An 11895-nucleotide genomic window follows, 5' to 3' on the forward strand; every position below is an offset into this window, starting at 1 on the left:
GACGATATTTTGGAGCGAATCTATTTGATAGACTACTAGTTGCAGCTGTCGAAGATACTTGGTATGGAAAACTTAGGTACAATTACGGATAATCATATTTCATAATTTAAAAGTTTTAAGTTAATAAATAAAGGATTTTTTACCGAATTTTTACGACTCTTCGGTAAGTCGATCGATGCGCATCAATATCATTTTAAAAACATAAAAAATCAATTTCCTTAGTGGAGAATATGCTTGGTAGCAAACGCCCATCTATAAAGATTGCTGGAGTGCTATACAACTTGTTAGAAATACTCCAATTTATTTGTTCCAAAAGCGCTCTTTCTATCAATTCACTATTATTGCAGAATTTGTAATCTTTATATTTATGCTTGCTCGATGGGTAATTTTCAATATAAATCCATAAATCATTTATAAAGTCAATAGGTTTACTATAATACTTATCGATAAGCATCATTGCCAAATTATAAGCGAGAGGGTCTATCTCCTTTTTATCTGTTAAAAAAATAAGTTCAATCCTCGTATTTTCCTTACGCTTTAAAATTGGTATTAGTACCTTCAATTCATTTATGCATGGATTACAAACAGGGCTTACGACAAGTTTTATATTTGATTTACCAGCCGGATTTCCCAAAATAATACTTGCACCGGGAGCATTTGCAACTTTTTGTTGTCTTTTAAACACTATCTGTTTAACCTCTGCATCATGCTTAAGTGATCGATAACCCGACACAATTCCTTTTAACCCGTATGATTTAGCCAACAATTGTTTTAATAATATGTAGCTTGCGCAAATTGTAATAATTAACAGAAAAGTGGGGATTAAATCTTCTGTTGTACATTTTAGTTCAATGCCTTGGGTAATATAAAGTCCAATAGAAACAACAAATAATGCTGTAATCATAACCTGTACGCCTAAACAAAGCCTACACCAGGTTTTTGCTACAAATTTCTGATAAGTGATTGAATAGAAAACATATGGAAACGATAATGCTGTACTTACGCTAGTGACAGCATAACCAAAACTATCAGGTTTAAAAAGATTTAACAGGAAGACAAAAGAAAAGAATACAATGCCAATATCGCTCCAAGATAGTATCCCAAGGAAATATGCATCCTTTGAATTAAGGATTGAAGAGCAATTAATTTTTTTACTCTTTCTAGAGGTACAAAATCTTTTTACATATGGATTATGTTCATCAACACTTTGCAGAACTAATAACCCAGAAAAAATAACACCTATAAGCGAAAACAAAAGAAATAAATAGTTGTAAACAACTCGTTGACTATGTAATTGAATAATAAAAAAACAAATGAAAAAAAATAGCGCAGAAATAACAAATGGGTTTCTAAACTTGTCAAATAAAAACAGAACCCTATCTTGCAGTTTACATTTGCGTGGTGTAATTCCTTCAGAATCAAAAAGCATAGCGTTGCCATCCCATATTTTTAAGAAACTATTAATGGGTTCCAAACTCACGCCCCCCTTCTCGTTGATAATATGGACGTTAGATTCGTCAACATTTTTAACAAGAAGGAATAAATCTGTATTTGTTCGTACATGTACAAGTACTGGTTTTGGTAAATCGTTCCTAAGGTTTTCAATAGTTGTACTAATTGCAATGCTATCAACTCCCTCATACTTTAACACATGCTGTATTGATAAAAAACTAGGGAAAAATGGGTGTTCATTTAATCGATATACAACTTCAGAATTGAAGTTTAACTTAAAAGTTTTATACAATATTCGTAAAACTGTATAAATATTATTATCGATCATTGCATTTCTCACGTGACTTCTATATGTTTATTTGTTCAACTTAAAACTTATTATGTATCTCTATTAAATAATTCTTATAGAATTATCATTAAGAAATTTTCAATATCCTAGGATAATATTTCACCTAACAAATATAAATTCGATCAGGGACACGAGATGTCCCCGGTGGTTTTTAACAAATAATTTGAAAACTAGCAAAGCGCCACAATTGCTTTAATGCGCTCATTTTATTGTACTTAAAACCTATAACACACAGGTATTAACTTTTCAAAAAAAATACTTTTGGGTACTAATTTAGAGTAATTACAAATAACGATAAAGGAAAGGGGAGGGTAACTTGCTAATCCCCTTCCCCATTCCCCACAGGGTTATCGTCATTAGCAAACACGGGCTCGTACCCAAACCGAAAGGTTAGGGATGTAGCGTAGTAGTACGTGTTGCGGTGGAGGCTAAACCGGATATCGGCGCCCATCTCGCGCAGCTGGGCAATGTAGCGCATTAAGGTGCGATGGGAAATGCCCAAGCGCTGGGCCAGCTGGGCGGGTGTTCCAGTGGTGCGGCTTTCAATTTGCTGGTGGAGCGTTTCCACCAGATCTCTTGCTTTTAAAATCATTGCGTTTGTTGGTTAATGGTTAATAAATAGGGTGAAACTGTGTAGAGGCAATAAGCCCCTCTACTATATGTGTCGCCAATACCGGATTTGTGACAATGATTTTTGAAGTTTTTTTTGAAAAAAATTAAGCCCGATGGCTAACGGGCTGGTTTATTGGTATTTGGATTTGTGTCTATTCTAAAGGCAGGTGTAAAAAATAGCGAAAACTATAACTTAGATGCTAACTGTAATAACAAAACTGAGCATACATTATGTATTTAGGACTTCCTTTAATATACACACCTGAAAATTTGCCAAATGGGGTAATACCCAGCATACTCATCTCCGCCAGCCGGCGGATTATATGGCTACGCTCACGCAGGGTCTCTAAATTGTAATGCCTGCCTACCGAAGCGAAAGCATAGGTAGGCTTACCGTAGTGGCGCGCCTCCATCCATAGGCAGTGCCTGTCCCGACGCGTCGGGATTGGATCGCAGTCCATTGCTTCCCCGATTAATCGGGGCAAGCTGTGTTGGTTATATAAGTGGTAAGACATTTTTTCGAAAGTAGTTCATTTTACTATTTACTCATCCTTGTTTTTAATGGCCTTAGCATTATCTAATGATAAAAAGTTTTCCTCGGATATTATACTTTTACCTAGTTCTTTTTCGGTCTCTTTACGGGCTTTTCCGGCAACTGAACCACCTCTTTTAGCCACACTTTTATTTTTTGAGAACGTTTTTGGCTTTTCGTTCTTAGAAATCTCAGTGGTTACCTTCTCGCCCAGCATCGTAAAAATGAGTTCAAAGTCGGTCATATGATCCCTTAGATTCTGGTTTTTCAGGGCAAGACCCTTTAATTTTTTGTATTCAGAGGGTGTTAATCCAAAGGTTGCTTTTGAAATTTCAGCAGTAAGTATGGCATAGTCGCGCTCATTATCTATACCCCTCTCCTTCCACTCGTCGGTTAAATTCTGTCGAATGGCAATACCTCTTATTCGTTTGTCAATCCAGTCTTTGGGGTAGCCCTTTTGCTCATACATCTCTTTCATTCGCTCCTGGGCAAGTTCAGGATTCTCAATTTCCTGCACACGTTCGTATCCTATCTTTGCAAGCCACTGCTTAAAAGGCTCTGCCTTAGGCGATGGGATGGATTGAATAATACGAAAAAGGGATTGCGTGTTGGCGCAATCCGTTTTTCGCATTTTGCCATCTGGAGCCTCAAGTTTCAACTGTCGACAAATTGTCGACAGTTGGATTCCATCTTCAAGAGCAACCCTGGTTTTCATCTTAAACCAGTAGTCGCGGGGGTTTGTGCTTTCTGTTAGTACGCCTACAATATCAATTACCGAGAAATACCATTCATTCTCAATCCATACCCTGCGTATGCTTTTGCTCTGAAAAACAACAATTTTATTCTGCTCCATATTCTGAAAATCTATTGCTTTTTGATGTACGCAAGGCAAAATTAGCATTTTTTAAAACGAGCCAGAACCTTGTTCCAATTAAGATCGGGCTAACCTCCACCAACTCGCGTGGTATATGGCTACGCTCACGCAGGGTCTCAAAATTGTAGTGCCTGCCTACCGAAGCGAAAGCATAGGTAGGCTTACCGTAGTGGCGCGAAACCATTCTTAGGCAGTGCCTGTCCCGATGCGTAGAGTTTGGGCCGCTGTGCATCCCCTTTTGGTTGACAGGCATGGCATCCCCGATTAATCGGGGCAAGCTGTGTTGGAGGTAGTGGGGGAAAGGCATTTTTGAATAATGAATGTAGAATGTAAAATGATGAATGCAAAAATGTAAAAGTAGGAAGAAAAGTTATATGTAGTTCATTATGTTGCCACTTACTCACCCCAAAGCTGCTTGTTCAACTCTGCCACTCGTTTATGGTTAACCACAAATCCCGTTTCCCATGTATAGGTACCGCACTCCTCAACCGGCACGTAGCCCTCCTCACCCTGCCACTTGGCTATGTAGGGGTTGTAGGTACACTTAGCAGGTTGGGAGTAAATATTTTCGGGATCCTTAATAAATACGCGGCAATCGGTGCACATATGGCGGAACTCGCAATCCTTGCAAACATCTATTTGATCCTTGGTGATGTTCCAGTGCTTTTTAAAATCGGGATGTTTAAATGCTTGCTCTAGAGTTGTGTCATTTATGTTACCAAAGGATTGGGAGCAGGAAGGGCAGTTTTTGATGTTGCCGTGGGTGTCGATGGATATTTTTCGATTAAGGCAACTATTGTGATTGTTTGACTCAAAGAAGAAATCGTTATTACAAATGAAGTAACTAGGGCTTACCACTCCACATTGTTCTACACCTAAAAACATCTCTTTGGTAAGTATAACCTGACAGTTATTATATGCTTTAACTGATGTAGAATCTGCTGAATAACAAATGATGCTAACGATAGACTCAAATTCCCTGGTAATAAATTTAATGAGTTCCTCGCTAAAGGGAACAACTAACTCAACTCCCCTAATATTCATTCCAACAATACATTTCAGTGCTTTAACAACTTGGTTCTCTTCTATGTTGGGATAAAACCGTAATTGTAGGGTTTTGCATCCAATTTTGTCTAGTTGTTCTAGGGCTTTTATTATATCATATTTCGAGTCGATACTCCAGTCAACAATGCAATTAGTAATTGAGAAAGGACTATACCAATTGGTTTTTATGAAAGGGAATAGATTCTCATCACCTTTTGGGCATTGAAAAATGATTTCCTTATCCAGTAGCTCAGAGAAACGATTATTGGGAAGTCCTTGAAGTAATTCTTCGAAAATAATTTCTAAACCTAGCAATTCGAAGGTAGGCTTGTCAATAGCAAAAACGTCCTTTCTGGAAATATCGTAAACAGCATAATTTTTATATCCATCTATTGGGAAACAATTAGCAAAACGTTTATAGTATCTCATATCTAAAAATATGTATCATAATTGAAAACTAAATATTCTGGATATAGGCTTAGAAGGCTGATCAACAATAACCCTATTCGATTGCAACCGTGCATTTGATACTATTCTCAATACTCTTACCGAACTATTCTCTAACAGTACAGCATTTCTCACACATAATGGCATAATCGTTTTGCGAGGTAACAAGTTCTCATCATTCATGTGTCAAATATTTAGCAATTTCCATTTCAATAGGGTAGTTGCAATTCTTGGTAACCATTTCGATATTTCCTACTGGATTAACCTCCAGGAAAAAATACTCTTTTTGGGGCGTAACTATCATATCTATGGAGCCTGTATCCAGCCCTAACTTATCCATAAGGTTGCGTAGTCGTTTTTCTACTAGCATAGGTAAAAGGAATGGAACCATACGGTTGGGCCTTTCGTCATCATAATTTCTGAAGTCTATTGAAGTTTTAGCGTTGTTCTGTGAGAAAATTGCCATTGAGTAGTATGTGTCCTTTACAAAAAAGATTCTCAACTCTATCCACTTTTCAATTCTATGCTGAACTAATGAGGGGAAAAATTCTGAATCCCTATCAAGAGATAATACCTGCACAGAAGTTGTTAGCATTTTTGAGGATGAGCCATCTGTATTTCGAAAAGTCTCCGCTTCGCTAATGGGTTTAGATATTAATGGTTTACATTTCAATTCATCATACAAAACACGACCATTTCCAGTTATAACTGTTTCTGGTATAGCGAGACCACACTCCTTAGCAAAAGACAGAACTATGGGTTTATTGATAAAAGACTTTGAGAAGCTTCCTATAGCTCCCTTTTTTCGTTCTAAGACGAAAAACATATAGTGCTGTAAAATTTTCCATTCATTCGATAGGAATTGCCCAACCTGCTGCACCCTATGTGGCTGAATTCCCAGTTCGGATATTGCTGTCTTAACACAGTTTGGAGAAAGGCTACCCCTTCTATACCATATGTTGCTAAACTGACATAAGTCGTAAACTCTACCATTCACTTCCACCTCAATAATTCCTTTGCTTGGTGAAACATTTACAATTCTTACCTCATCCTCCCTATTGATGCGTAAAAACTTTTTCCCGTTCAGTATTAACCATTGCACTACCTCATCGGTGGTACGCTCGCACTCCTCGCTGAAGATTAAGACCATAGACACTCTCTTTACTCGGGTTCTGGAGTTAAACGATGAATCACAATGCTTTGACTAAATCGAAATTCTTTAAGTAGGCTAAGCTTATTGTCAATGGTTAAACTCTCCTTGCCTGAATTGCTTTCAACCCTATACCTGTTGCTTTCAAAAAAAGATGTTTGAATTTCACGAAGTGCTCTAAAAGCCTTTAGATTTAATTGATGATCTACCTTACTTCCTGATTCTATAGATTTAACTGCCTTTTTTTTATATCCAATCTCTCTAAACCGGCGTATATGTTCATCGAACGGGAACGATTCCTGATTAAAATAATGGGCAGCCATAATATCTTTCTTAGCCGCATCGCGCGCTGACTCCAACCCCAGAGATTGACGGTATAGATCAATCTGTTCTAGGTTCTCTTCACTTGTAGATTCGCTTGTAATGGTTTTTGAGCCTAAATCGACAGTTAACCAAAATGCCCCCAGCTGGCGGGTTGAGTCCAACTCGCTATGCGCCATAGCTGAGGCAAGGAATTGGGGCGTAAGTTCGCCATTGAATACCCCCTCGCGAAGAAGTGGCTCAAGATCGCATTGCGAAAAATCCATAGATTTGTATGGCTCAGCATCTAGGTCGATATCATTCTCATTTGGAAATTTCAATTGATTCCTAAGCCCAAAATGATGAAGTAAGACATCGATAGGAAAATGAAATCTGCCGTATAAAGGGACGGTAGGGACTCCTCGTTCCGAGACCAATGCGTGCAAAACCTTGGCATGCTCATACACCAGGCTATCGTAACTCGCTTTAGGCTTTCGGTTTATTAGGAAATCTTGTTCTCGCTCTCGTAGCGTGTCAAGTGTAGCCATATAGCTAGAGTCGACCCTAGAGTGGTAAATCGACCTAAGGAAACTACTGCTTTGCCTAATCTCCTCCCATATAGGCTCGGGGAGCTCTTTAAAGTATCGGGTATTCAGCGTATTGACATCAACCCCTTTGGTAATCATCTCCATTATCCACTCCTTGGCCTGTGCATGCTCCCCAATTAGTATTGCGCACAGGGAGGCATTGTGAAGGTCGTTGACGTGCCTTTTCTCGAACCTTGAGAAAGTTCTACTATAAGTATCGTAGGCTTTATGGAAATTAAGCTCGAATACGCTTAGCTCTGCCACATTAATACTATCGTAGTAAGCTCTGTAGGTTTGCTGGGTCTGAGCGGATGAGCTAAGCAGGGTAATGTGAAATAGGATTGAAAAAACTATGGTATATTTCATTTTAAATGTAATTGATTAGCATTTACCAATAGACTCCTGTTTTATTGATTTTTAAGATGCTTTACATAAGATTTTAATGTAAAAAGTTACTAAAAAAGATTCACTTTTTATTATTATGACAAGTAATATCATCAATACTTTTTAGCAAAGCAAAATTATTTGTATAGCCTATGTTTTTCCAACACTATGAAACCAGACTCATAACTATGTTGGGAGAGTGGTTTGCTATAAAATATTGAATAGCAACTAATCTAATCCGGCACAAACAGTAATGGTGCCGGATTAGTTAAAATCAATAATAATAACAATTAATTAGTCCATATGGATAATCCGTTCATCTTTAAACACAGCAGTAGTAATGCTGCCATCATCGTTAACATAGGCATACTCCTCACCAGAAGTTACTGTCCCATCTGGACCTGCAACGGATCTTGTTCCAGTATAATGCTCTGAAGACCCACCATAAACTTTAGACATATCTATGGATTTTTTCTCAAACTTTTTTAAAACACTTTCCATTATTTTGAATTATTAAGTTTCCTACTCTTGCGGACGACCCGCAGGGCTTTTCGGATTACCGCCCACCAAAACCTCCTTTGGCGCCTTACGGTTGTTTTGGCATACCAAAGGTAAGTCACACCGGTGACATGGGGTGGCACCGGTGGTTTTTAACAAATAATTTGAAAACTAACAAAGCGCCACAATTACTTTAACGCGCTCATTTTATTGCACTTAAAACCTATAACACACAGGTATGAACTTTTCAAAAAAAACACTTTTTGGCACTAATTTAGAGTAATTACAAATAACGACAATGTATAATGGGAGGTAATTTGCTATCCCTCTTCTCCACTCCCCATAGAGCTATTATCACTAGCAAACACGGGCTCGTACCCAAACCGAAAGGTTAGGGATGTAGCGTAGTAGTACGTGTTGCGGTGGAGGCTAAACCGGATATCGGCGCCCATCTCGCGCAGCTGGGCAATGTAGCGCATTAAGGTGCGATGGGAAATGCCCAAGCGCTGGGCCAGCTGGGCGGGTGTTCCAGTGGTGCGGCTTTCAATTTGCTGGTGGAGCGTTTCCACCAGATCTCTTGCTTTTAAAATCATTGCGTTTGTTGGTTAATGGTTAATAAATAGGGTGAAACTGTGTAGAGGCAATAAGCCCCTCTACTATATGTGTCGCCAATACCGGATTTGTGACAATGATTTTTGAAGTTTTTTTTGAAAAAAATTAAGCCCGATTGCTAATGGGATGATATAATGGCACTTGAGTTTATGTTTTTTTGCTGGCTGCTGGGAGGGATGAATGTCCCTGCTGCTATCCAAATCGATTTTGTGTAGGTGAAAACTTTCCGAGAGAACTCGACCGTGCCTGCGAACCAGAACTTGGGAAGGCTGAACAGCCAATCTCCTCGGATGGCTTTTCTTATAAAGCAAGTATAACCATTCTATTTGCTTCGTTCCCACACGATAAAACCGTGGTAGCAAAGGGCCCTCTCTTTAACTATTCTACTCAAAAATATGACACAAATTTGGTTTGCCAATTGCCAACTCATAGTTAGAAGGTGAGGGACATAACCATTGGTAAACACAATTGTTGCATGGTTGTTCGGTTCTGGTTCGGAACCAAGACTTCCCATTCTCAACCTCATTTGCGTATAAATCTCCAATCGATGTGCTTACATCCCCAATACTACCAAAATTGGGATTGGCTACAATTTCGCCATTAGGTATAATAGTAATCTTTCCAAAATCATAGGAATTGATTGACTGCCTTAGGAAAATATCGTTTTTACTATACCTTTCGCAAATAATATCGTCGTGCGAAAGGAACACTTGATTGGTAAAAAACTCAAAGTTATGACCATTGAAAAAGGGCTTGAAAGAGACATTTTCAAGCTCTAGTTTGTTGGCGAGCGCATTCGCTTTAAGAAAGTCTTTCTCCGATTCCACAATAAATTGAAGCATAACCTCGTATTGAGCTATAAGCCTGGGAACAAACTCCAGAAAAAATGGCTCTGTGCAATCAGGTGGTATGTTTACCTTTAGGGAGATTGAACTCGGCATATTATTACCTACACTATTTACAAACCTTTGGATATGATTTGCATGCAGCAACAATGATTTTTTAGCATTTATCGAGGCAAAGTACAATAGGGCATCGGTCAACTCCGAGTACTGAGTGATGTCACCCCCAATAATGGCTACTGCGGGATGTCTTTGAGGGTTAAACTGTTTGAAGAATTTCTTTACTTGACCTAAGGATAGTTCCATTAAGTCCCCAAAGGCCTTTGTACAAGCAGCAAATTGCCTGTAGTGCTTGCTACAGTCAGTACAGTCAAAACTACATTTGTTAGTTAAAACAACCGTTACCTCTTGGATATAGTCCTTCGCTTCGTCTCCAATACTTCTATCCTTATTGTTACTGAGTTTTGCAATATCCAATCGATTGTTAACCCTTGGGGGAAGAATTACTGGGGGTAAGCTCTGCCCCTCTAACTTAACAACATCTCCGGAATACGTGCTTCTTACTATTGATATGAATTCGCTGTATTGTGAATTCTCTATTTCGCTTGCATCAAGTTGAACAGAATAACTCTTTTCGTTAGTCTGAATCCTGTCAACTAGCTGATTAAGTTCAACAAAAGCGTTAACTACAAAGCATTTGCCGGATAACGTATTTACAATTAGAACCTTCTCTTCATCTCGTTTAAGAAAAGTGTAAGGTTCAAGGTACAACATATACTTAGTCATAGTTAACCTCCTCAATTATTCGTTTGTAGAGATAGGGCTTTGCTTCCATAAGATCAATTTGTTTCGCAATGTAATTCTCGAACGTTGTTTTGCTCATAAAACCTGAGCACATGGGTCTATCTTTGTCTAAATCCAAGTAAAACATACACTGTACGCAAGCAGTTAGGTTGTAGCATTTCTCGCACAGTGGCTTCATCCTCGAGTATTGCTCTGAGTAGAACCTATTAATTCTTGGTATATCTATATGTACCCCTGCATCATCAATCCTACCCACCGAGTACTTGTAGTCTATCCTTTCGCAGATAAGAATCTCACCCTGAGTGGTTACGTACATTTTTCGTGAAAAGGGGGAACAGGTACCTGTTGGGTAATATTTTTTTGGAATTTTAGAAGTAAAGAATCCGTTGTAATTTTCGTAATAATTACTCAGGTACTGCATCAAAAAAATTCCTAAATCCTTAATTGTTGGGGACTTAATAAATAAGTCATCTTCAATTAATGCATAGTTTTCTGATTCGTACAAGCTTGCTTTGGAATTACGATACTTAAGGAAAAATTCCTTTTTAAGTTCCTCTTTTATTCCGCTAGTATTCAGCTCGCTGATCATTGGTCTCTTACCAAACTCTTTGCTAAAGAAGCTGTGGATGCCCTCAACGCTGTTCAGGTTATGCAGCACCGCATTGAAATGTACATTAGTTTCGAAGTACTCTGGCTGACGTTGCTTTAGGTAAAGCGCATTTTCAACCACTGCACTATGGGTGGGCGAGCCGTTGTGGTGCACCCTGTACCCCGAGGAGTGGGCATCGCCATCGAGGCTAATTAATAGGGAAAACTTGTTATTAGCAAGGAAATTAATGTGATCGCGCAGCAGAATGCCATTGGTGGTCATGGCAAAAGCAAGCCTATGGTTCTTAAGCTCCAGCCCCTTGGCATACTCCACAATTCGTTTAATTAGCTCTATCTCAAGTAGGGGTTCTCCTCCGTAAAAACCGATATAGAATGGTCTTTGGTACGATCGGCATTTGTTGGAATTCAGGTGCTTTCTAAGAAAATCAATGGCTTGCTTGGCCTGGTCAAAGCTCATTCGTCGGGTTGCTCGCCCTTCGTTATCATCGTAGTAATTGCCAAATCCACAGTAAACGCAGTTGATATTGCACCGCTCTGTAACCTCTAGGGTTAGGGTGTTTAGGTTAGACAGGTTATACTCCACCTCCCCCTCATCAATTTGGGTCATACGTGGGCACTTAAAACCCACTGATTTTTAGTTGTTTATTTTTTTGTTCTTTGACATCTTTGTAATCGCATTTAGTAAGTATCTCTCTTATATGAGTTTTATCGAGTAGGGAAATGCTGAGAATCTGTAAAATTTCGTAGATTGGACGGTCAACTTTTAGTTTGTTCCCAATGATTGCCACGAGGCAATACG

12 protein-coding genes and 1 pseudogene are annotated in these 11895 nt (G+C 38.8%); all 13 read right to left on the reverse strand.

Going from position 1 to position 11895, the window contains the following annotated elements:
* Positions 1 to 193 precede the first annotated feature (193 nt).
* Positions 194 to 1780: a vitamin K epoxide reductase family protein gene (locus tag G8O23_RS16385; RefSeq protein ID WP_166366841.1), complete on the reverse strand. Its 1587-nt coding sequence runs from the start codon at positions 1778 to 1780 to the stop codon at positions 194 to 196.
* 340 nt (positions 1781 to 2120) lie between these two features.
* Positions 2121 to 2393: an HTH domain-containing protein gene (locus G8O23_RS16390; protein ID WP_166366843.1), complete on the reverse strand. Its 273-nt coding sequence runs from the start codon at positions 2391 to 2393 to the stop codon at positions 2121 to 2123.
* 220 nt (positions 2394 to 2613) lie between these two features.
* A complete protein-coding gene (locus G8O23_RS16395; RefSeq protein ID WP_166366845.1) occupies positions 2614 to 2874 on the reverse strand; it encodes a hypothetical protein in 261 nt (86 codons plus the stop codon).
* A gap of 81 nt (positions 2875 to 2955) precedes the next feature.
* Positions 2956 to 3798 carry a BRO-N domain-containing protein gene (locus G8O23_RS16400; protein WP_166366847.1) on the reverse strand — a complete coding sequence of 281 codons (843 nt, stop codon included), beginning with the start codon at positions 3796 to 3798 and terminating at the stop codon, positions 2956 to 2958.
* Complete coding sequence (locus tag G8O23_RS16405) at positions 3785 to 4072, reverse strand: hypothetical protein (RefSeq protein WP_166366848.1); 288 nt, start codon at positions 4070 to 4072, stop codon at positions 3785 to 3787. Before G8O23_RS16405 ends, G8O23_RS16400 begins: the two co-directional genes overlap by 14 nt.
* A gap of 143 nt (positions 4073 to 4215) precedes the next feature.
* On the reverse strand, positions 4216 to 5292 hold the full coding sequence (gene gwsS, locus G8O23_RS16410; protein WP_166366849.1) for a grasp-with-spasm system SPASM domain peptide maturase: 1077 nt from the start codon (positions 5290 to 5292) through the stop codon (positions 4216 to 4218).
* Between the two features lie 193 nt (positions 5293 to 5485).
* A complete protein-coding gene (gene gwsG / locus G8O23_RS16415) occupies positions 5486 to 6460 on the reverse strand; it encodes a grasp-with-spasm system ATP-grasp peptide maturase (protein ID WP_166366850.1) in 975 nt (324 codons plus the stop codon).
* 11 nt (positions 6461 to 6471) lie between these two features.
* Positions 6472 to 7713, reverse strand: a complete 1242-nt coding sequence (locus G8O23_RS16420) for a hypothetical protein (RefSeq protein ID WP_166366851.1) — start codon at positions 7711 to 7713, stop codon at positions 6472 to 6474.
* Positions 7714 to 8025: 312 nt separating this feature from the next.
* Positions 8026 to 8232 (reverse strand): hypothetical protein, encoded by a 207-nt coding sequence (locus G8O23_RS16425; protein WP_166366852.1) that lies wholly within the window; start codon positions 8230 to 8232, stop codon positions 8026 to 8028.
* Between the two features lie 317 nt (positions 8233 to 8549).
* Positions 8550 to 8822 carry an HTH domain-containing protein gene (locus G8O23_RS16430; RefSeq protein WP_166366853.1) on the reverse strand — a complete coding sequence of 91 codons (273 nt, stop codon included), beginning with the start codon at positions 8820 to 8822 and terminating at the stop codon, positions 8550 to 8552.
* A gap of 402 nt (positions 8823 to 9224) precedes the next feature.
* Positions 9225 to 10469 (reverse strand): TIGR04150 pseudo-rSAM protein, encoded by a 1245-nt coding sequence (locus tag G8O23_RS16435; RefSeq protein WP_166366855.1) that lies wholly within the window; start codon positions 10467 to 10469, stop codon positions 9225 to 9227.
* Positions 10462 to 11703: a radical SAM peptide maturase gene (locus tag G8O23_RS16440; RefSeq protein ID WP_166366857.1), complete on the reverse strand. Its 1242-nt coding sequence runs from the start codon at positions 11701 to 11703 to the stop codon at positions 10462 to 10464. The genes G8O23_RS16435 and G8O23_RS16440 overlap by 8 nt, the downstream gene beginning before the upstream one ends.
* 10 nt (positions 11704 to 11713) lie before the next feature.
* Positions 11714 to 11895: pseudogene (locus tag G8O23_RS17325) on the reverse strand (IS4 family transposase); the annotation flags it as partial.

This window comes from Perlabentimonas gracilis (assembly GCF_011174675.1).
In the GTDB taxonomy this organism is placed as follows: domain Bacteria; phylum Bacteroidota; class Bacteroidia; order Bacteroidales; family Tenuifilaceae; genus Perlabentimonas; species Perlabentimonas gracilis.

What these genes read in the sequence shown, in the direction of transcription:
- G8O23_RS16385 (WP_166366841.1), bottom strand. Translation starts at nt 1,780, where the DNA reads ATGATCGATAATAATATTTATACAGTTTTACGAATATTGTATAAAACT.
- G8O23_RS16390 (WP_166366843.1), bottom strand. Translation starts at nt 2,393, where the DNA reads ATGATTTTAAAAGCAAGAGATCTGGTGGAAACGCTCCACCAGCAAATT.
- G8O23_RS16395 (WP_166366845.1), bottom strand. Translation starts at nt 2,874, where the DNA reads ATGGACTGCGATCCAATCCCGACGCGTCGGGACAGGCACTGCCTATGG.
- G8O23_RS16400 (WP_166366847.1), bottom strand. Translation starts at nt 3,798, where the DNA reads ATGGAGCAGAATAAAATTGTTGTTTTTCAGAGCAAAAGCATACGCAGG.
- G8O23_RS16405 (WP_166366848.1), bottom strand. Translation starts at nt 4,072, where the DNA reads ATGCCTGTCAACCAAAAGGGGATGCACAGCGGCCCAAACTCTACGCAT.
- gwsS (WP_166366849.1), bottom strand. Translation starts at nt 5,292, where the DNA reads ATGAGATACTATAAACGTTTTGCTAATTGTTTCCCAATAGATGGATAT.
- gwsG (WP_166366850.1), bottom strand. Translation starts at nt 6,460, where the DNA reads ATGGTCTTAATCTTCAGCGAGGAGTGCGAGCGTACCACCGATGAGGTA.
- G8O23_RS16420 (WP_166366851.1), bottom strand. Translation starts at nt 7,713, where the DNA reads ATGAAATATACCATAGTTTTTTCAATCCTATTTCACATTACCCTGCTT.
- G8O23_RS16425 (WP_166366852.1), bottom strand. Translation starts at nt 8,232, where the DNA reads ATGGAAAGTGTTTTAAAAAAGTTTGAGAAAAAATCCATAGATATGTCT.
- G8O23_RS16430 (WP_166366853.1), bottom strand. Translation starts at nt 8,822, where the DNA reads ATGATTTTAAAAGCAAGAGATCTGGTGGAAACGCTCCACCAGCAAATT.
- G8O23_RS16435 (WP_166366855.1), bottom strand. Translation starts at nt 10,469, where the DNA reads ATGACTAAGTATATGTTGTACCTTGAACCTTACACTTTTCTTAAACGA.
- G8O23_RS16440 (WP_166366857.1), bottom strand. Translation starts at nt 11,703, where the DNA reads ATGACCCAAATTGATGAGGGGGAGGTGGAGTATAACCTGTCTAACCTA.